14 protein-coding genes and 1 pseudogene are annotated in these 19,820 nt (G+C 64.3%); 10 read left to right on the top strand and 5 right to left on the bottom strand.

Annotated features, from left to right (window positions below; genetic code table 11):
* The first annotated feature begins 114 nt into the window (after positions 1 to 114).
* Positions 115 to 2,973, top strand: coding sequence for a DUF4157 domain-containing protein (locus JNG39_RS06570; protein ID WP_368310356.1), 2,859 nt, complete (start codon positions 115 to 117; stop codon positions 2,971 to 2,973).
* 147 nt (positions 2,974 to 3,120) lie between these two features.
* Here JNG39_RS06570 and JNG39_RS06565 read toward each other — a convergent pair whose 3' ends face one another.
* On the bottom strand, positions 3,121 to 3,861 hold the full coding sequence (locus JNG39_RS06565; protein ID WP_368310355.1) for an SDR family oxidoreductase: 741 nt from the start codon (positions 3,859 to 3,861) through the stop codon (positions 3,121 to 3,123).
* Between the two features lie 29 nt (positions 3,862 to 3,890).
* Entirely contained in the window at positions 3,891 to 4,103 is a 213-nt protein-coding gene (locus tag JNG39_RS06560; protein ID WP_368310354.1) for a 4-oxalocrotonate tautomerase family protein, read from the bottom strand.
* 144 nt (positions 4,104 to 4,247) lie between these two features.
* Here JNG39_RS06560 and JNG39_RS06555 point away from each other — a divergent pair, with 144 nt between their 5' ends.
* The 7 genes from JNG39_RS06555 to JNG39_RS06525 all read left to right on the top strand — a co-directional run bounded on the left by JNG39_RS06555 (position 4,248) and on the right by JNG39_RS06525 (position 13,968).
* Entirely contained in the window at positions 4,248 to 5,144 is an 897-nt protein-coding gene (locus JNG39_RS06555) for a LysR family transcriptional regulator (protein ID WP_368310353.1), read from the top strand.
* Positions 5,145 to 5,332: 188 nt separating this feature from the next.
* Positions 5,333 to 7,564 (top strand): TonB-dependent receptor, encoded by a 2,232-nt coding sequence (locus JNG39_RS06550; RefSeq protein WP_368310352.1) that lies wholly within the window; start codon positions 5,333 to 5,335, stop codon positions 7,562 to 7,564.
* Between the two features lie 34 nt (positions 7,565 to 7,598).
* Positions 7,599 to 9,596 (top strand): serine hydrolase domain-containing protein, encoded by a 1,998-nt coding sequence (locus JNG39_RS06545; RefSeq protein ID WP_368310351.1) that lies wholly within the window; start codon positions 7,599 to 7,601, stop codon positions 9,594 to 9,596.
* A gap of 32 nt (positions 9,597 to 9,628) precedes the next feature.
* Complete coding sequence (locus tag JNG39_RS06540) at positions 9,629 to 10,720, top strand: dipeptide epimerase (RefSeq protein WP_368310350.1); 1,092 nt, start codon at positions 9,629 to 9,631, stop codon at positions 10,718 to 10,720.
* On the top strand, positions 10,717 to 12,033 hold the full coding sequence (locus tag JNG39_RS06535) for a peptide MFS transporter (RefSeq protein ID WP_368310349.1): 1,317 nt from the start codon (positions 10,717 to 10,719) through the stop codon (positions 12,031 to 12,033). Before JNG39_RS06540 ends, JNG39_RS06535 begins: the two co-directional genes overlap by 4 nt.
* Positions 12,034 to 12,043: 10 nt before the next feature.
* Positions 12,044 to 12,964, top strand: a complete 921-nt coding sequence (locus JNG39_RS06530; protein WP_368310348.1) for a MurR/RpiR family transcriptional regulator — start codon at positions 12,044 to 12,046, stop codon at positions 12,962 to 12,964.
* Positions 12,965 to 13,008: 44 nt separating this feature from the next.
* Positions 13,009 to 13,968 carry a serine hydrolase domain-containing protein gene (locus JNG39_RS06525; RefSeq protein WP_368310347.1) on the top strand — a complete coding sequence of 320 codons (960 nt, stop codon included), beginning with the start codon at positions 13,009 to 13,011 and terminating at the stop codon, positions 13,966 to 13,968.
* A 66-nt stretch (positions 13,969 to 14,034) separates the two neighbouring features.
* Here JNG39_RS06525 and JNG39_RS06520 read toward each other — a convergent pair.
* Together JNG39_RS06520 and JNG39_RS06515 are read right to left on the bottom strand one after the other, a co-directional pair.
* A pseudogene (locus tag JNG39_RS06520) lies at positions 14,035 to 17,051 on the bottom strand (Tn3 family transposase).
* Positions 17,052 to 17,077: 26 nt separating this feature from the next.
* Positions 17,078 to 18,385, bottom strand: coding sequence for a site-specific integrase (locus tag JNG39_RS06515; protein ID WP_368310346.1), 1,308 nt, complete (start codon positions 18,383 to 18,385; stop codon positions 17,078 to 17,080).
* A gap of 190 nt (positions 18,386 to 18,575) precedes the next feature.
* Between JNG39_RS06515 and JNG39_RS06510 the strand changes: the two genes are divergently transcribed.
* Positions 18,576 to 19,037 (top strand): hypothetical protein, encoded by a 462-nt coding sequence (locus JNG39_RS06510; protein ID WP_368310345.1) that lies wholly within the window; start codon positions 18,576 to 18,578, stop codon positions 19,035 to 19,037.
* Positions 19,038 to 19,223: 186 nt separating this feature from the next.
* On the opposite strand, the gene JNG39_RS06505 is transcribed toward JNG39_RS06510, so the two are convergent.
* Positions 19,224 to 19,415 carry a DUF190 domain-containing protein gene (locus JNG39_RS06505; protein WP_368310344.1) on the bottom strand — a complete coding sequence of 64 codons (192 nt, stop codon included), beginning with the start codon at positions 19,413 to 19,415 and terminating at the stop codon, positions 19,224 to 19,226.
* A gap of 108 nt (positions 19,416 to 19,523) precedes the next feature.
* On the opposite strand from JNG39_RS06505, the gene JNG39_RS06500 reads away from it, so the two are divergent.
* A complete protein-coding gene (locus JNG39_RS06500) occupies positions 19,524 to 19,739 on the top strand; it encodes a DUF190 domain-containing protein (RefSeq protein ID WP_368310343.1) in 216 nt (71 codons plus the stop codon).
* Positions 19,740 to 19,820 lie beyond the last annotated feature (81 nt).

The following is a 19,820-nucleotide window of genomic DNA, read 5'->3' as shown; positions in this document are numbered from 1 at the left end:
CTCCTGAGCCGGCTGGCCGCCGTCGATCTGGCGGCAACGGGCGAGGAAGGCCATTCCATGTAAAACCGACGACCGATGAGTCGCGCGCCGAACATTGCAGCGAGGCATAAACCGATGTCCAACGCTCCACGTCAAGCGCGTCCGACCCGCGCCCTGGATCCGGATACCTCCACGGATCAGCAAGCCACGCCGACGCATACCCAACGATCGATCGAGTTGGACCGTTCGCCCCGTCAAACGGTCCAGCACCAACGCATCGCGGCATTGCGCGAGGGGGAGGACTCACGGCTGCGCCATCAAGCACACGTTTTCGCCACCAATGATTCCCCTCGCCAAGTCATGCAGCAACAGCGCATCGACGCACTTCAGCAGCGCGAAGCCTCGTCGAGCCCCTCGTCCGGCTTGCCTCAGGCACTGCGTCAGGGCGTCGAAACGCTGTCCGGCATATCGATGGCGGGAGTCTCGGTTCATTACAATTCCTCCGCGCCGATGCAAATGCACGCTCATGCATACGCGCAGGGCAGGAATATCTATCTTGGTCCCGGCCAAGAGCGCCATTTGCCTCACGAGGCATGGCACGTGGTGCAGCAAGCGCAAGGTCGTGTTCGACCGACCGTGCAGATGGCCGGAGCGCACGTTAACGATGATCCCGCGCTCGAACGCGAGGCCGACGTCATGGGTGCGAAGGCATCCGGCTTCGTGGCAGGCGTGGCGCAGGCGACGTCGTTGACCTCGAACGATCCTGTCGCGTCGCCGCCTTCGTCGACCGGCGTGCAGCTGCGAAGCTATTATCACGGGAGATCGGAAAGCCGTGCGGAAGCGTCAGCGGCGCCTACGCCGATTCACGATATGTACTCGCGCACGTCTCTCGATTTCGACCCCACCGGCAAGGGTGGATTTTACATGGCGCATACCGTAGGGATCGCGTCGAACTGGGCGAAAACCAAGGCCGCTCGCTACCGCGACGATGCCAAGTCCTCCGGGAAGATAACACCCCAAACGCGCCCGATCCCGATGCTTTATACCTACGAGGTGGAGGATGAAGCTCTGGCGCCGCTGTCGGGCATGGGGTGGGAGACACGCCTCAATGCCAAGGATGAGATTGAATTCGCCTCGGAGGAAGAGCGCCAGAGTTGGCAGAAATTCGTACTCCGCTCACGCCAGAATCGCAACGACCATTCGGCGGATTACGTACAGGGCCCGTTGATTTCCAATCCCGAAGCGGCTGCGGCCGCCGTGCGTGTCCTGGAACATGACAAGGGTAGCAAGCTCGACGTCGAAGAATTGGACAAGGTCGCGACCGATAAGGTGGAGGCCCACAAGGTCGGGGATCAGACGGCCATCTACACCGCCAAGGCCAAGGACGTTTTCCAGGCCGGGTTTGTCGGGCGTGAAGCGCTACCCTTTGTCGACCCTGAATACCTTCAGGTCGAGAAGGCAAGCGATCTGGTCAAGGGCGATCGCGCCGACGTCGCTCGCAGGCGACTGGGACAGCCGGAGCTTGAGAACACGATCGTCCTGAAACAGTACAGGCAAAGCCTGCGGCGATCGATCGTCACGCGCTTTACCGCGGATTTCGATCCGGTGGACGCGGATAAGATCGGCACCCTTCTGATGGAGTACGAGGCGCTCGGCGATCTGGAAAACATCCGTCTGGGTCTAGAGAGGCTGGAGCGAGAGAAACGAAGGCCGGAAAACCGTGAGTACGTGAGCGACGACGCGAAGTTCGCCGATTTCACCCTGGCCGAATGGGACTACCAGGTATTGGTCCGGCTGCTGCGTCTGCGCGTTGGCGACGTGGTATCCCAACTGGGCTGGAAGGATCCGGATATGAAGTATCTGGAACTGGCCGGAGGCGACTTCGTTACCGCCTACCATATCCGACGAGCCTGCGAGAAGGTGAAGATACCTTACCTGGCTAAATTCGAGAAAGCGCCTCTTGGGCCATTGCTGGGAACAGGTAAGAAGAAAGTTGCTTACGAAGTGGCGGGAGACCGCAACACGGTCCTCGTCAAGATGAAGGAGTTCGACTTCTTCCGCCTTATCGGAGGTGAGATAGAAATGTTGAGCATGCTTGCAACCGCCGGCGTACCGGTGATCCACGTGATCGGTATCACGATGCATGCAGGCATGCCGGCGATCATCATGCCGCGCATGGCCGAGCAGTCCAAGGACTTCAAGGCGGAACTGGACGAGACGCCCCACCTGGCGGTTCCGGAAGGAAAACTGCGGCGTGGGGACAAGCTCATTAACAAAGCACGCTTCTTCAAGCCCGAAACGCTGCAGACATTGGTACACATCCAGGAAGGACTGACGAAGGCCCAGCTGCGCGTCAGCGACCTGCAATTCCTTATATCGGCGGAGGGAACGATCGTGGTCGCCGATCCCCGCAAGATTCAGATTGGCTTGCCGCCGACCCAGGGGAACATCGGCACCATTAACCATACCCTTGCGGCGGGCGTATTGGCCTTGCTCGAGTTGGATCGATTGCCCATGGAGTCAGTGTCATACAAGGCGACCTTCGCTTCGATCGTCAAGCTGACCGGGCTTTCTCCGGAGACCGACCAGGTTGACGATATCTTGAATATCCTCGCGTCGAAGTACGACGTTCCGTTGCAGCACGATGACCCTGGCGTGGGCAAACGCAAACCGGTTTCAAGCGGCCCCGTGCTTTCCGGGCCGGTCGCAAGCTCGGCGGATTCAGATACGAAGCCGGCCTCCGGCATCGAAGACTGGAAACGCATCGTGTTGGCCAAACTGGCTGAGAGCGCAGTTATCAAGGTTCCGGGAAAACCCTCCAAGGTGACCGAGGCCTTGAGGTTTGTCGCCGTGTCCAACAGTAAAAGCGACGAGGTGACGCAAAGCGTATTTGGCTTGACCGCGCACCAATTCTTTGAGGCGTTCAAAGTCCTCAATAACAAAACCGGACCCAAGATCACCTACGACAGCACGGGCATCTATCTGTTGCAGTGACTCGCGAACGCACCCATGGCGCCAACTGGTCGGGCGGGATCACTATAGGCGGTCGCCCTTGTCGAGCCTTTCATGGCCGGAAACCCGTTCCGAAGGTTGAGGGGCCTATCGCCCCCCAGGGAAAATCAGCCGATAGACCGCTCCCGGTCAGATCACCCCGCCATTGACGCGGATGACCTGGCCGTTGATCCAGCCTGCGTCCGGCCCAACCAGCATCGATACGGCGGGGGCGATGTCGTCGACCTCGCCGAGACGGCCGAGCGGGATCATCTGCTTGATACGATCGAGCGTCGCCTGGTCCTTGCCATCGAGAAACAGCTCGGTAGCGACGGGACCAGGCGCCACGGCGTTGACGGTGATACCCCGCTTTCCGAGTTCCTTCGCGAGGATATGGGTCAGGGCTTCCACGGCCGCCTTGGTGGCCGCATAGACCCCGTAGGTGGGCTGGTACAGACCGACCACGCTGGTCGAGAAGTTCACGATGCGCCCGCCGTCACGGAGGCGCGTTGCCGCCTCGCGCAGGCCGTTGAACGTACCCTTGAGGTTGATTGCGATGGTCTGGTCGAACGTGGCGTCGTCCGTCTGCGCGAGGGGCGCGAGTTTCATGATGCCCGCATTGTTCACCAGCACGTCAACGCCGCCGTATGCCGCATCGGCCGCCTCGAACATACGCTTCACGGCTTGCGGATCGCTCACGTCGGCTTGGCAGGACATGGCGCGACCGCCCGTCTTTTCAATGGTTTCCACCAGCTTCGCGGCCGCGTTGGCGCTGCCGGCATAGTTGACGATCACCGTAAAGCCGTCGCTTGCCAGGCGCGAGGCGATGGCGGCGCCGATGCCGCGCGATGCGCCGGTGACGATGGCTACCTGGTTGTTCGAATCGCTCATGATGGTTTCTCCGATGAAGGGGAAGGAATTCAGTCCTGCGCCCGATATGCATCGGGGATCGTGAAGACCTCGTCGGCGCGGGCGTACCCGCCATCCTTGATTTCTTCGATGAGGACCATCGTGTGGGGGCGTGCCGCTTCCGAAAAATACTCGACCAGCATCGCGGTCGTCCGATGGACGATGTCCTCCTTTTGCGCGCGGCTGAGGGCGGCTTCCGGAACCTTGAAATTGGCGAACGGCATCGACTTCTCCAGCAGGGGTGGGGACGGCCGGGTAGGGCGTGTCCGGTGTGCTAATCACGATAGCCGTTTCGAAAAGCCGCGCTAGAATGCGGTTTTCAACATCACCGTTTCAGAAAACATAACAATCGCGAGAGAGGGGGTGTGATGGACCGGATCGACGTCATGCGGCTGTTCGTCCGTATCGTGGAGCGCGGGAGCTTCGCGCAGGCGGCCCGCGATCTCCGGTTGCCGCGCCCGAGCGCCACCCATGCCATCCAGCGCCTCGAGGCCGACCTGGGCGTGCGATTGCTCGAGCGCACCACGCGCAACGTGCGCCCGACACTCGACGGCGAGCTCTACCACGAGCGCTGCGTCCGCCTGCTTGCCGACATCGACGAGATGGAAAGCGTCTTCCGCGAAGCCGAGCCGAAGGGTCCGTTACGCGTGGACATGCAGGGCACGATCGCGCGCTTCTTCATCCTGCCGGCGTTGCCGACGTTTATCGCGCGCTATCCCGGCATCGCACTCAACCTCAGCGAAGCCGATCGCATGGTGGACCTGATCACGGAGGGCTTCGACTGTGTCGTGCGTGCCGGCGAGCTGGCCGATTCGTCACTGGTGGGACGTCGTCTCACGTCGTTCGCGCAGGTGACGGTGGGTAGTCCCGATTATTTCGCGCGGCACGGGGTGCCCGTGACGCTGGACGATCTCGACGGCCACCGGATGGTGGCATACGTCGCATCCGCGACGGGCCAGTCGTATCCGATGGAGTTCGTCGACGGTGACCGCGTGCGCGAGATTCCGTTGCCACATGACGTCATGGTGCGCGGTGCGGAGATCTATACCGCTTCCTGCGTCGCGGGGCTCGGCCTGATCCAGGTGCCGCGCTACCGCGTCGCGCATCAGCTTGCCGCGGGGCAACTCGTTTCGGTCCTCGAAAACCTTCCGCCGCCGTCGATGCCGGTGTCGGTGCTCTATCCGCACAATCGCCAGCTTTCGACACGTGTGCGCGTGTTCATCGACTGGCTGGCGGACGTATTCGGCCGTAACAGCGAGGAATAGCTCGTCGCCCCGGCTCGACCAGCTTTTTTGCCCCTATGTTATCCAGATATCATTTGACAGACATATGATACGATGATAACACTGGCGCCACGATCTTACTGCGTCGTCGCCTCGGGGGAGAGCCGTTTATGTTCCGTCGTCAACCGTTCCATGGGCAAAGGGCCCTCTGTGCAACGATCGCATTGGCGTTGAGCGCGCCCGTCCTGGCCGCGGCACAGGACGCGCCGGCGTCCACCGCGGGCAGCGACGCGGCGAAGTCGGCGGCACATCCACCGGCCAAATCCCACGAGATGACCGATCTCTCGGCAGTCACCGTCACCGCCAACAAGCGTAGCGAGCGGGTGCAGGACGTACCGATGGCGGTCTCCGCCTTGAACGGTGGCCAGCTCGACCGTGAGAGCGCGCAGAGCTTCGCCGATTACGCGACGCGCGTGCCTGGCCTGAACACGGTCACCCTCGGCCCGGGGCAGACGCAGCTGACGCTGCGCGGCATCACCTCCGGTTCGAACACGCCGAACGCCACCGTCGGTACCTACATCGACGACACGCCCTTCGGCTCCAGCACGGTGTATGCCGCCGGCGCCTTGCTGACGCCGGACATCGACCCGGACGACGTCGACCGGATCGAAGTGCTGCGCGGCCCGCAGGGCACGCTCTACGGTTCGAACACCCTTGGCGGTCTGGTCAAATTCGTCACCACGCCGCCCGACAGCACCCGCTTTGCCGGGCGCGTGCAGGTCGGCGGCAGCAGCGTGTCCCATGGCGGCGATGGCTTCGACACGCATGCGATGGTCAACCTGCCACTGATCAAGGACGAACTCGCGCTGCGCGTGAATGCCTTCGCCCGTCGCGATCCCGGCTACATCGACAACGTGAATCCGGCCAACGCCAGCAAGGACACCAACGACGCCAAGATACGCGGCGGACGCGCGCAGCTGCTGTGGACACCCTCGAGCACCGTCTCGGTGCGGCTCGCGGCCCTGGCGCAGAACCTCGACGGCGACGCGCTCGCGAATGCGGGCGTGCAGGTCGATCCGGTCTCGTTGCGACCGATCTACGGCGACCTTCGCCAATCGCTCGCGGTCGGCACCGGCAAGTTCGGCGTGCGCTACCGGCTCTACAGCGCCGACGTCAGCGCCGACTTCGGTTGGGCCACGCTGGTCTCGTCGACGAGCTACGGCAAGCTCGACAAGCGCTCCGATACCGATGCGACCTTCGCCTATGGACCGCTGGTCAATCCGTTGCTGGGCCTGGATAACGGCGCGTACTCGATCAGCAACCCCATGGCGCTGAACAAGGTCACGCAGGAACTGCGCCTGCAGTCGGCCACCGACCAGGCCGTCGAATGGCGCGCGGGTGTGTTCTTCACCCGCGAGCACACCACCAACGACCAGGACGTCAACGTCTTCGACGCCACCACCGGCGCACCGATCGCGTTGCCGGCCCCGGCGGGACATGTCGCCGTGGGTCCGGCCAAGTTCAAGGAGTGGGCCGGTTACGCGGACGTCACCTGGCACGCCACGTCCCAGTTCGCCGTGACGGTGGGCGGACGATACAGCCACGACCGTACCGAGTTCCACGAGACCAGTTACGGCCTGCTCGCGCCCACGGCGGACTTCACGCTGAAGAGCACGGACAAACCGTCCACGTACCTGGTCAACCCCACGTTCAAGTTCAACGACAACCTGATGGTCTATGGCCGCGTCGCCTCCAGTTTCCGTCCGGGCGGCGCGAATACCTCGGTGTTGCCGGGCACCGATGCGCCCGAAACGTTCGACCAGGATCGCCTGGTCAACTACGAGCTCGGCCTCAAGAGCAGCTCGCAGGACAAGCGCTCCACCGTCGAACTGGCCGCTTTCCTGATCGACTGGAAGGACATTCAGCTCGCCGCGCAGGCGGGCGGCGTGTCCTTCCTCAGCAACGGTGGCAAGGCGCGTAGCCGCGGACTGGAGGCGAGCTGGAACTACGGGGCGGCCAACGGCCTGGTGTTCTCCACCAATGCCACGTGGACGCACGCCGAACTGACCTCCGACACGCCGCCAGGCCTGTTCGGCCGGAAGGGCGACCGGCTGCCGTACGTGCCGAAGTTGAACGCGAACGTCGGCATCGATTACGACTTCCCGATCGGCGAGGACTGGTCCGCCTTCGTCGGCGGCAGTTACCGTTACGTGGGCGATCGCGTGTCCGACTTCTCGACCGAGGACGGGCCGCGTTTCGCCATTCCCAGCTACAGTGCGCTGGACCTGCGAGCCGGTGTCTACGTCGGCGACTTTACCTTCAAGGCCTACGTCAAGAACGTCTTCGACAAGCGCGGCGTGTCGTCGATCGGTCCCGAGACCCTCGATCCGCGCGCCTCGCCGTTCAGTGCTCGCTACATCGTGCCGCGCACGGTCGGCGTCTCCGCCAGCGTCGACTTCTGATCCTTGCCCGGCCGCCGTTCTTCCTGGAGTCGCCATGTACCGCTTCGCTAGACGCCTGATGGCGTTGGGCCTCGCGTGCGTCGCCGTCGGCGCGCAGGCGCAGGTGCCGTCGCTGCCCGCATCCGCCAGCTCCGTCGCCACGCCGACCGCCGTTCCGGCCACGCCCGGCACGGAAACGCCCGAACTGAACGCCGACGACCTGTCGCGCTTCTTCGACGGACTCATCCCGTTCGCACTCGAACGCGGCGACCTCGCCGGTGCCGTGGTCAGCGTGGTGAAGGACGGCGACGTGCTGCTCGCCCGCGGCTATGGCCGCGCGAACCTCGCCACGGGCCAGGTGCCGTCGCCCGACTCGTCGATCTACCGTCCCGGTTCGATCTCCAAGCTGTTCACCTGGACCGCCGTCATGCAGCAGGTGGAGCAGGGCAAGCTCGACCTGGACGCCGACGTCAACCGTTACCTCGACTTCGCCATTCCGCCGCGGAACGGCAAGCCGGTCACGTTGCGCCAGCTGATGACCCACACCGGCGGCTTCGAGGACACGGCCAGCGGCATGTTCCCGGCCACCGCGGCGGGCGTGAATCTCGAGGCTTACCTGAAGGCGCACATGCCGCGACGCATCTATGACGCCGGCATGTACACCGCGTATTCCAACTACGGCTGCGGTCTTGCCGCTTACATCGTGCAGCGCGTATCCGGCGAACGCTTCGAGAGCTACGTCGACCGGCACATCTTCCAGCCGCTGGGCATGCGTCATTCCACCTTCCTGCAACCTGTGCCGGCGAACCTGGAGCCGCTGCAGGCGATCGGTTACAAGACGGCCTCGGACGGCGTGCCGAAGGATTTCGAGATGATCAACCCGGCGCCCGCCGGCGGTCTGAGCAGCACGGCGGCCGACATGGCGCGTTTCATGATCGCCTACCTGGACGGCGGCGGTCGCGATGGCACCGCCATCCTGCGCCCGGACACGGTGCGCCTCATGCACACGCGGCAGCACGCCAACGCGCCGGGCCTGAACGGCATGGACCTCGGCTTCTATGACGAGGACCGCAACGGCCAGCGCATCGTCGGTCATGCGGGCGACCTCGATTATTTTCACTCCGACCTGCACCTGCTGCTCGACGCGCACGTGGGCATCTTCGTGTCGTTCAACAGCCTGGGCAACGAAGCCGGTGCGCACGTGGTGCGCAAGGAGATCCTGCGTCGTTTTCTCGATCGCTATTACCCCCGGCCGGCAAAACACGGCGCCACGCTGCCGAACGCGGCCGAGGACGCGGCCAGGGTCGCCGGTTGGTACCGTTCGACGCGACGCAACGACAGCGCGCTGCGCCTGTTCTATCTGCTCGGGCAGACCTCGGTCTCACCGCAGCCCGATCACACGATCGTCGTCAGCGCGTTCACCGACGCGGCCGGCGCGCCCCTGCGCTGGCATGCGGTGGCACCGCTGGTCTATCGCGACGCGGCCGAGACGACGACGCTGCGCTTCGTCGCCGACTCCGACGGCAGCATTCGTTACTTCGCCACCGACGAAGAGGTGCCCGTCGCGGTGTTCCAGCGGATCGACTGGGCGGGCGCGCTGGGCTCGGTGCTGTTGTGGCTGTCGTTGTCGAGCGGGCTCGTCTTCGCCGCGTGGTTCGCCTGGCCGATCGGCGCGTGGATGCGTCGCCATTACCGCCGTTCGCTGCCCTTCGCTCCGCGCGCCATGCGCTTCCGCCTGATCTCGCGCCTCGCCATCATGGTGCTGGCCCTGGAAGTGGTCGGTTGGGCGGCGTTGCTGACCTACGTCCTCGCGAAGGACGCCATTCCGCTGTTGCAGGGCGGCATCACGCCGGCCTTGTATGTCCTGTACGCGTGGGGCGTGCTCGCGCTGATCGCGGTGGCTGTCATCGTCGCGCATGCGGTCGGCACCTGGCGCGCGCCCCGTCGCGGCCGCTGGGTGCGTCTGGGCGAAGGCCTGCTCGCGCTCGGCGCGCTCTATCTCGCCTGGTTCATCGTCGCCTTCGGGCTGGTCAGTTTCAGCACGGCCTATTGACCATGGCCGTCCACGCATCCGCGGAATTCCCCATGAACCGAAGCGCGTCCTCGCGTCTGTCCCTCTCGATCGAGACCAAGAGCTGGCCGCTGGACGTGCCGTTCGCGATCACGGGTTACACCTTCCATTCCTTCGACGCGGTGATCGTTACCCTCACCGACGAACACGGCCACCGCGGCATCGGCGAAGGCCTCGGCGTCTACTACCTGGGCGACGTTCCGCCAGCCATGATCGAGCAGATCGAGCGTGTCCGCGAGCGGATCGAAGCGGGTATCTCGCGCGAAGAACTGCTCGACGTGCTTCCCCGTGGCGGCGCCCGCAACGCGGTGGACTGCGCGCTATGGGACCTGGAGGCCAAGCGCGCCGGCAAGCCGGTCTGGGCACTCATCGACGGCCAGGACAAGCCGCGCGCGCTGACGACGACCTTCACCCTGAGCGCGGGCGAGCCGGCGACCATGGCCGAGGTCGCCCGTCGCTTCGTCTCGGCGGAGGCACCGTCCGCGGCGGCCCGAGCGGCCGCGAAAAGCCATGCCGACCTCATCCACGGCGCGCGCGCGCTCAAGCTCAAGCTCACCGACGACGCGCACAACGCGGAGCGCATGCGCGCCGTGCGCGCGGCGGCGCCCGAGGCGCGAATCATCGTCGACGCCAACCAGGGCTTCACCGTCGAATCGTTCCGCGCGCTTCTGCCCACGTTTCAGGAGACCGGCGTCGAGCTGGTCGAGCAGCCGTTTCCGAAGGATCGCGACGAGTGGCTGGTCGGGCTGGACAGCCCCATCCCCTTGGCCGCCGACGAAAGCGTGCAAGACCGCCACGACCTGGCGAAGCTGGTCGGCCTGGTCCAGGTCGTCAACATCAAGCTGGATAAGTGCGGCGGTCTGACCGAAGCGCTGGCGATCGTCGAGCGCGGCCGCGCGCTCGGTTTCGACCTGATGGTGGGCAACATGTCGGGTTCGTCGTGGTCGATGGCGCCGGCCTTCATCGTCGGCCAGCACTGCCGCGTCGTGGATCTCGACGGCCCGCTGTACCTCGGCGAGGATCGCGATCCCGCGGTGCGCTACGCCGACGGTATGATCGACTGTGCCGACGAGGTCTGGGGCAGCGGACGGGAGACGATTCGATGAGTGAGGCGATACCCGCCGGGAAGCCATGGTTCGGACACCCTCGCGGGTTGACCGTGCTCTTCCTGACCGAGATGTGGGAGATGTTCTCCTTCTATGGCATGCGGGCGATCCTGGTCTATTACATGACCAAGCACCTGGTGATGGACCAGGGTTACGCATCACTGGTGTACGGCACCTACGCCGCGTTCGCGTATTTCACCCCGGTGGCCGGCGGCTGGGTGGCCGACCGCTGGCTGGGCAAGCGCAACGCCGTGATCATCGGCGGCTCGACGATGGCGCTGGGCCATTTCCTGATGACCTTCGAGCCGGCTTTCTTCGCGGCGCTTGTTCTCATCGCACTGGGCAACGGTCTGTTCCTGCCCAGCCTGGCGAGCCAGATCGAGGGCCTGTATCGCGACGGCGACGAGCGCAGCAAGACTGCGTACAACATCTATTACGTCGGCATCAACCTCGGCGGCTTCATGGCACCGCTCGTCTGCGGCACGCTCGGCGAGGTCTACGGCTGGCACTACGGCTTCGCCGCGGCGGGGGTCGGCATGCTGCTTTCGCTGGTCATCTATCTGGCCGGCGCGCGCTACCTGCCGGCAGAACCGCGCCGCGGCGTGCTGCCTGCTTCAGCGCGTCGCCCCGTCGACCGCCAGGTACGCGAGCGCTTCGCGCTGCTCATCGCCATCGCCGCCATCGTCGTCGTGTTCCGTGGCGCATACGAGCAGAACGGCAACACGTTGCCGCTGTGGATCGACACGGGCGTCGATCGCCGCCTCGGCGACGCCTGGGCCATTCCGATGACCTGGTTCCAGTCGATCAACTCGCTGGCCGTGTTCGCCTTTACCCCCTTCCTCGTGGCGTACTGGGTGCGCAAGGCGAAGCGTGGGCTGGAGACGCCGCTGTTGCGGCGGATGGCCTTCGGCGCCGCCATCGTCGCGGCGTCGTTCATCGCCCTCGGCGTGCTGGCGGCATGGCACGAGAGCCAGGGCCTGCGCGTGAGCTGGGTCTGGGTGTTCGCCTGGTTCGTCGTCTTCACCCTCGGCGAACTGCACATCCTGCCGGTGGGCCTGGCCCTGTTCGGTCGCCTGGCACCGGAGGGATTCAGGGCCACCAGCATCGCCACGTGGTTCTTCGCCGGCTTCTTCGGCAATCTGCTGGCGGGTGGCCTGGGGACGCTGTGGAGCCGGATGGGTCACGGCGGCTTCTTCGTCCTGATGGGCTGTTTCGCCGGTGCGTCCGCCTTGCTGTTGCGCCTGCTCGGGGGCAGGGTGGGCGATGTCGAACGCCATCATGATCCGGCGTACCCGGTGGTCGGCGCACGTTGAGGGAATCCAGATGATCGAAGAACTGCAGAAGACCCTGAAAAGCCGCTGGGAGACGTTCACTCCCTCCGAGCAGAAGATCGCCACGTACCTGCTGCAGAACATCGGCGGCATCGCCTTCGAAACCGCCGCCTCACTGGCCCGCCACATCGGGGTCAGCCCAATGACCGTCGGTCGCTTCCTGCGCAACCTCGGCTACGAGGGCCTGAACGAGCTGAAGGACGATCTGCGCGGCGAGGCGCCGTGGCTGCCGTTGTACAAGACCCCGGATCACCTCGCGGACGCGTCGCTTTCGGAAGGCCTGCAGGCCGAGATCCGCGACCTGACCAATGCCCACGCGCTCGCGCATACCCCGGAATGGGCGGCCATCGTGGATCTGCTGGTCAAGGCGGAGCGCATCTCCGTCGCCAGCTTCCACCACGGTCGGTTCCTCGGCCTCGGTTTCGCGAACCTGCTTCAGCACGTCAGGCCGCGCACGCGGTTCGTCGAAGGGGCCGATGGTGCCTACGTCGACATGCTGCTCGACGCGAAGCCGGGCGATTGCCTGGTACTGATCGACTTCCGGCGCTACTACCGGCATTTCCGCCTGCTCGCCGAAGAGGCCGCGGCGCGCGGCATTCCGCTGGTGATCATCACCGACTCGCAGTGCTATTGGGCCCGCCAACTGACCGACCACGTGCTGATGATCCCCATCGACGAGGCGCGTGCGTGGCACAACTTCGGCCCAGCGATGAGCTTGCTCAGCCTGCTGATCGGCGCGGTCGCGCGACGGCAGGAACAGTCCGGCATGTTCGAGCGCATCGACCGGATCACGCGTCTGCGGCAGAGCTTCGCCGGTTACCTCGAGGCGCCGGCGATCGACGGCGGCAGCAAGGACAAGACCGCGACCGGTCGCAAGGGCACCACCGCCAGGCGTCCATCCAAACGATCCTGACCGCCGGACACGCGGTCCATCGAGACGACGAGAAGGGGAGAACGATGTTCCGACAGCCCGCGCCCGGTACGATCCGGCCGTTCCATGTCCTTGCCCTGGGCGTGGCGTTGTGCGCCGCTCTCGCGGTGGCGCCCGCGCTCGCCGACGAGCCTGCTCCCGCCGCGCCGGCCTTGAAGCGGGACACCACGCCTCTGGACGATTACGTCGCCCGCGCCATGCGTACCTTCGATACGCCCGGCGTCGCCATCGCCATCGTCGAGGGCGACCGCATCGCCACGCACACCTACGGTGTACGCACGCTCGGCGCCACCGGCGCGGTCGGCCCCCACACGCTGTTTCCGATCGGCTCCAACACCAAGGCGTTCACCGCCGCGGCGCTGGCGATCGTCGTCGACGACGGCAAGCTCGCCTGGGACGATCGCGTCGCCGACCACGTCGACGGCTTCCGCATGTACGACGGGTTCGCCTCGCAGATGACGATCACCGACCTGCTCGTGCACAACAGCGGGCTGGGCAAGGGGCAGGGCGATCTCATGCTGTTTCCCAGCACCGATCGCACCCGCGCGGAACTGACCCGCTCGATGCGCTTCCTCAAACCGGAGCATTCGTTCCGGGCCAGCTACGACTACGACAACGTGCTGTACGTCGTCGCCGGGCAGCTCGTCCAGGACGTCACTGGTCAGACCTGGGAAGCGACGCTGCGGCAGCGCATCCTCGAACCGCTGGGCATGCGTGACACGCAGACCGACGTGGACACGCCGGTCGCCGACCAGGTAGGCCTGCACGGCAAGAAAAGCACGCCGATCCGCGGCGTCGGTCCGACGGCCGTACTCAAGACGGTGCTCTCCGGCACCACTTTTTCGCCCGCCGGCGGGCTGCGCAGCAGCGCGGCGGACATGGGCCTGTGGTTGCGCGCGCTGCTGCGCGAGGGCGTCATCGACGACCAGCACCGGCTGTTGAGGGTCGGCCGAGAATCGAGTCAAAAAGCGCCACTTGCCCCCTAACCCGTTGTTGTGGGGACAGAAAGGCTACCCTTCCCCGGTGTACGCCCCCCGGATAAGCAGTACGGACTATGCTTCCGCAGGCGCCGCCGTACCCTCCATGCTTCCGGCAATACGTGGTGCCAGGATCCGGCGGCTGGCGTCGTACGGCGCAACGCTGCGTGTGAGGTCGACCGTGTAATCCCCAAACCGGTTGATGTGTGACGTTCGATACGGCGACAAGCCCGCGAGGACCTCCGGGGTGACCTCGTGCCCTTCCGCCTGCAGCTCACCGATCGCCCGCGTCATATGTTCGACGTTATGAAGGATGACCATGTTGGCGACCAAGTGGTTATAGCCGATCACCTTCTCCTGCTCGTGTCGGAGGTTCTCCGCGATGATGCCCTGGCCTCCAAAGAACGCCCACTGTGCGAAATTGTTGAACTCTTCGCTCTTGTTGGTCGCCGCAGTAATCATCTGGCGCGTCTCGGCACTGTCGATGTAACGCAGCAAGAACATCGTACGGATCACGCGGCCGAGCTCACGGAAGGCGAAGTACAGCTTGTTCTTTCGGCTTGCTGTCCCCAGCCGTCGGAGGATCGTCGACGCGGTGATTTTGCCTGTTTTGATCGACACGGCGACGCGCTGCAGATCCGGAAGATGGGTCTGAATGAGGTCCCAGTCGATAGCGCCATCACCGAACAAAGGTTGAAGGTGTGGGTACGCTGCCCCTGGGTCGGGCCGGGAAAACGAAAGATCGCGCAGGTTGCGGATCCGCGGCATGAGGTCGATGCCTAGCAGGTAGGCGAGAGCGAAGACGGGAAAGCTCTGGGCCTGGGTGTCTCCGTGGATCGTTTTAGGCTGAATATCCGAGTCGTTCTGTAGCACGTCGAGGATATAGTGCCACAGGCGATGAAACGGCTGAGCAGCGCAATGTACTTGTCGGAGACGTGGTAGTAGCCGATCCCGCCGTATCCGCCGTAGCGCAGGTGGTACTGCGACAACGTGTTCTGCTCGTACATGCTCCATTTCGTTCCGTCAGCGGAGGCCGATTCGCCACTACCCCAGTAGCCTGGCAATTCGTAACGATTGTAGACGTTGATGATGTCCTTCGTCGCTCGTTCCAGGACCTCGTCGGTTACGTACTTGAGGTTGAGCCACCCCGCTTGCTTGCGGCTCAGGTCGCGCAGCGATCGGGCCGTCTGCGTCGGGCCGAGATTGCAGCCATAGCAGAACACCGTCGTCACCACGCGATACAGGAGATTATCCACCTGGGCTTCGGTACCAGCGAGCGGCTTGAAATGCTGCTCCATACCTGTCCACGTCGCGACGTCCTGCAGGACGTCGGTAATCGTCGTGGGCTCCATCCGTTCCAGCAGCTTGGCATCCAGTAGCGCGATATCCTGACTCACTTCAGGCCGCTGCGGCCGGCGAAGGATCAGGCGGCCATCGACGAACGACGCGTCGGCGTTCGCCGGAAAACGCCCATTGACCGCCTCGCAGCGATCGCGCATGGCTTGACGCAACACTTGAACGAATCGGTCCGGGTCGGTCGCTAGCCCGGTGGCTTCGCCGTACAGCGGAAGCTCTTCGGCCAATGTCGCGTCATCCACCAGGGTCTCCCGGTAGTCGTCGAACTTGTTGGCCCCAGGCACGAAGACATCGCCGGATTTCAGCTCGTCTTTGATATGGAAGAGCGCCGCCAGTTCAAAGAATCGCCGCCGAACGGCGAAAGGCGGTGCGGCTCCGTTCTTTACCAGGACTTCCTTTCGCCATGCAGAAGAGAGCCAGGTGAAGTCGTCCGGCCAGCTCAAACGCAGCTCGCTCAAGGGCATGGTTTCGCGGCGGACGTCGCGGCAGATCTCAAGCGCCGCCAATAGCCGGCCCGTGTTGTCATCGCTGGAGGTGGACTTCAGTTGCATGATCGCGAGGCAGTTCAGCAGTAGCGCCCTCTGCGCGGCGTACGGACGCTCCAGAAACGGAATGAAGTGCTGCCCTGCGTAAGCCAAATGTTCGTTGCAATCGGCCAGAATCAGCGAAACGGCGCGGTCCATGCTCCCTTCGATGGCATCGATGCGCTGCTCGGACGTGCCCTCAAGCTGGTAGGCCTGCAGGATCTCCTTGAGCTGTGCCACCAGCGCATCGGTGCGCCGGAGATGCTCGGCCTGATACGTCATCAAGTTCTTCTGGGCGACGTTTTCCAGCTTCTGCAGGAGACGAATGTACAGTTCCGCGGCGTCGTCGAGGGTCTTGTGATACTGGGACCGGATAAAGATAACGGCCAGCGCATGGCGCTTGGCGGGTTGATATTCGGCGAGCTCGGCCGCGTCCTTGGCCCGGGCCCAGTCGCGAAAAAACTTCAGCTTTGCGATCGGAATATTCACTGGCGGCAGCGAGTCAGCCAGAGTACGCAGACGCTGCACGTGTGCCAGATAGTGCCTCACTTCCTTGTTACCTGGCTTGCGCGGCTCACGCTTGAGCGCCTGCCAGCCACTTGAACTCATGCCCGGATCCACTCGCAAGAGTTGCGCGATGGTCGCCTTGGAGGCCGCCGACAGGCTCTCGTCGATCTGGGTAAAAAAGGCCTCGTGAACTTCCTCTCGCGCCTTCCCGGCCATGGCGTCCAGCATCGCGAAAGCAGGCAGCTCATAGGAATGCCGGACGAGTTCCTCCAGCATGACGTTGATGATGTCGGCGAGGTAATGCCGGGTGCGGGCAGCCTCCCGGGCGACCACGGCAAGCGAGGCGCGCCCCCGTTCATCCAGGCGGCGCAGGTGAAGGTGTTCCCGCATGGCGGCCACATGTCGGTCGCGAGTGCGCGATCGATCGTAGGCATCCAGGTCGTCGAGTTTGAACGACCGCCGGAACCCCACCGCCTCCGCGAGGTGGCGAACAATGCGTTCGGGCGTCGGGCCGATGGGTGCAAAGCGCCCGAGGTACTGCGCCGTTTTCAACTGCAGCGCCGCGGTGAAGCGCCGATGGGGCTGGTCGGTGATCGTCCGGATCCACGCCAGGTCGGCCGGTGTCGGAGTGAAGATCTCCTCCAGTTCGGCAGCGGAGGGGTTGGCAGGGAGCCGCCGGTACGCCGTCTCGTGCTCTTGAGTCATCCGCGCCTCTAAAGGTCAGAAAGTGATCAATCCCACCGCAGCCTGCCGTCGTCGTGTTGCGCCACCGTGTCGACGGTCACTCCATGGTTACCGGCGATACGATGGATGTCTTCGATGAGCGTGGCCATCACCTCGCTCAGTTCGAGCTCGTCGTGGGCTAGCACGTTCAGGAGGAAGTGCGTCTTTCCCGGATCCTGAGCCACGGCCGCATGCCGTTGCAGGCAGATGAACTCGATCGTGCGCAGGGCTTGTGTCGTGGCGCGGCGTGCCTTGCCGATAGGCCAGCGCATGACCAGGGACACGGCGAATGTCGATAAGGGCGCAGCCTGAGATGGTGCGGGCAAGGCCTCCGGTGCCGGCGGAGGGGCCGGAGGCAGGGCCAGGGCCGCTTCGATCCTTTCGCGCCCGGACACGTCCGGGGCATCGACGTAACGCATCGCTGAGTGAATATCCTTCCAGCCCACGTATTCCATTAGCGCTCGTGCGTCCCAGCCGTTGCCGCTGGCCCAGCCGGCGAAGCCGCGACGCAGCGAATGGCTGGTGTAGTGCGTCGCGTTCGGTAGCCCTGCCCGGGCGAAGGCGCGGCGGAGGACGCCGATCAGGCTGTTCGCGTGCAGCGCCCCGGCCCGGACGCTCCCGCGGGCGTCGATGGCGCGAAAGACGGGTCCGTCGACGAGACCGGTAGCCGCACGCCAGTCCTCCAGCGCAGTCACGGGACAGAGTCGGCTTAGCGCGGGCACACGGTGGGTCACACCGACGGATTGCCGGTCGCTCTTGCTTCGGGGCAGATACAACGTCATCCCCTTCGTGGGCAAGAGCGTGACGTGCTCGAAGCGCAGCCCGAGCAGTTCATCCCCTCGGAAGCCCTTCCAGAAGCCCAACAGGATCAGCGCGCGATCACGCCGGGTGCGAAGCCGCGTGACAGTGTCGCCACAGGCGTCGGCCGCGGCCACGGCGCTGCCCATCCAGGTATCCAACCTCGCGAGGTCACGCAACTGCAGCGGTTCGGCGCGCCGTTCCTCAACGTTATGGATCTCGCGAATGCCTTTCAGGGTCTGCCGCACGAGGGGATGGCGCGTGGGGTCCGCGAAGCCGTGGGTGTAGTGCCAATGCGCGAGCGCCGCCAGGCGGCTGCGCAGGGTATTGATCGACTGGGTTTCACCGTAGGTGGCCAGGTACTCCGCGACCCGTTGCGGTGTCGCCGGGAGCAGACCGCCCCAGGTCTCTTCGAAATGCCTCACGCCAGCGGCGTAACTTCTCTGGGTGTTCTGGCGCGTGCTCGCTTCCAGGTAATCGGCAACCGGGCGCCCAGCCGGGGGAGCGGCGCGCGTCATTGGCGGATCTGCCCGCCAAATCGCCTGGACGCCGGGGCCGTATATCGAGGGCAGCCGTCCGCCTCGCGGTGCAAGGCGCTCCCCGTATGCGTGTCGTGCCGACCCATGTCCAAGCTGCAAGACCTCCCGCCAGAAGGATCGATGATATCTTCGTGCTCAACGCGCTGCACGCGCCCGGAAGCACCCCCTGATGCCCTCGCCGCCGCACATCGGCCATGCCCATGGCGACATCGCTTATCACCTGCCGTGGGCCTTCCGCGTGCAGGCGATGATCCGGCTAGGCGAGGTACCGATCGCCCCCAATCTCTATCGGGTGGCCGCAACGCTACGCGGCTGGCTTCTGCGGAAGGAGCATTTGGAGATCCTGGAGCCGCCTCTGGATGACACAACGGGCGCGATCACCAACCCATACGCGTACCATGCCGCGCGGCTTGCGCTGCTGTATGCCAGCGTCGTCAACGACGCCTATGCGTTCGCCAACGATAAACCGCCTGCGGACACGGACGACGTCGCAATCGAAGTCGTGCTTGCGAATGGGCACTGGCTCAACCGGAAACCGATACAGCATTGGCAGGAGCGTATTTCCCGTCGCCAAGCTATTCCCCAGCCGACACGATTCGCTCCCAAGCCAGCGGTGCGTGGCCGGGTGTGACTGTCGGGTCCTGTCTGGTATCCCGTTGGGCTCATCCGTCATCCGGTAGCGCGGTCTCATTGGAACCCCGTAATGTGCCAAATTCAGTCAGGTAGCGCGCCCAGAATAAGGGTGGCCGTTCGTGACGCACCATGTCGAAAAGGCGCTCCTCGTCTTCGTCTGAAACGATGAATTCCACCACGACCGTCAGTTGCCCCAATGTTCGACGAAGACATTGTCGTGCACGACGCGGTGTCGACCGTAACCTGCGATGGCCTTGAACACCGAGCCGCCAGGGACGCTTAAATTCCGCGCTCGCTCCAGCAGCCATTTGTACAAGAGGGCGCCTTGATGCGTCTGACCTTCGTGCATGTAGAAGCGAATGACCGAGTCGTTCATCCAGACCTCTCAGGCCCGCGCGCGGCGGAGGGATGTTGACATCGGGCGGCGGGGAGGCGAGGAGGCGCGTACTAGAGTCTCGTGCCAGGCGTAAGAACGGAGATAACGATGGAAGGGTTTTCGTTGCGTTTCTATATGCATTCACGCGCGCGCAAAAGCGGTATGCCTTTGCATGTGTGGCTTCTGGAGCAGGCGAGAACCCGAGGATTCGCTGGCAGTTCGACGTTCCAGGCCATCGAAGGATACGGGCGCCACGATACGATTCTTCATGCGAATCGCGTGCTTTCATGGGATGCCCCCCGTGGTTGTGGAGTTCATCGGTGAGGACGCGGAAGTCAGTGACCTGACACGGGTTGCCGAAGCATGTGAGGTCTCCTTGCTCTGGACAAAAACGCCTGTCAGCCT

The organism is Luteibacter sp. CQ10 (assembly GCF_040900725.1).
Lineage (GTDB): Bacteria > Pseudomonadota > Gammaproteobacteria > Xanthomonadales > Rhodanobacteraceae > Luteibacter.
This window is presented reverse-complemented; position numbering and strand designations above follow the sequence as displayed.

Coding starts and splice junctions, on each gene's coding strand:
- JNG39_RS06570 (WP_368310356.1), top strand. CDS start 115: ATGTCCAACGCTCCACGTCAAGCGCGTCCGACCCGCGCCCTGGATCCG.
- JNG39_RS06565 (WP_368310355.1), bottom strand. CDS start 3,861: ATGAGCGATTCGAACAACCAGGTAGCCATCGTCACCGGCGCATCGCGC.
- JNG39_RS06560 (WP_368310354.1), bottom strand. CDS start 4,103: ATGCCGTTCGCCAATTTCAAGGTTCCGGAAGCCGCCCTCAGCCGCGCG.
- JNG39_RS06555 (WP_368310353.1), top strand. CDS start 4,248: ATGGACCGGATCGACGTCATGCGGCTGTTCGTCCGTATCGTGGAGCGC.
- JNG39_RS06545 (WP_368310351.1), top strand. CDS start 7,599: ATGTACCGCTTCGCTAGACGCCTGATGGCGTTGGGCCTCGCGTGCGTC.
- JNG39_RS06540 (WP_368310350.1), top strand. CDS start 9,629: ATGAACCGAAGCGCGTCCTCGCGTCTGTCCCTCTCGATCGAGACCAAG.
- JNG39_RS06535 (WP_368310349.1), top strand. CDS start 10,717: ATGAGTGAGGCGATACCCGCCGGGAAGCCATGGTTCGGACACCCTCGC.
- JNG39_RS06530 (WP_368310348.1), top strand. CDS start 12,044: ATGATCGAAGAACTGCAGAAGACCCTGAAAAGCCGCTGGGAGACGTTC.
- JNG39_RS06525 (WP_368310347.1), top strand. CDS start 13,009: ATGTTCCGACAGCCCGCGCCCGGTACGATCCGGCCGTTCCATGTCCTT.
- JNG39_RS06515 (WP_368310346.1), bottom strand. CDS start 18,385: ATGACGCGCGCCGCTCCCCCGGCTGGGCGCCCGGTTGCCGATTACCTG.
- JNG39_RS06510 (WP_368310345.1), top strand. CDS start 18,576: ATGCCCTCGCCGCCGCACATCGGCCATGCCCATGGCGACATCGCTTAT.
- JNG39_RS06505 (WP_368310344.1), bottom strand. CDS start 19,415: ATGAACGACTCGGTCATTCGCTTCTACATGCACGAAGGTCAGACGCAT.
- JNG39_RS06500 (WP_368310343.1), top strand. CDS start 19,524: ATGGAAGGGTTTTCGTTGCGTTTCTATATGCATTCACGCGCGCGCAAA.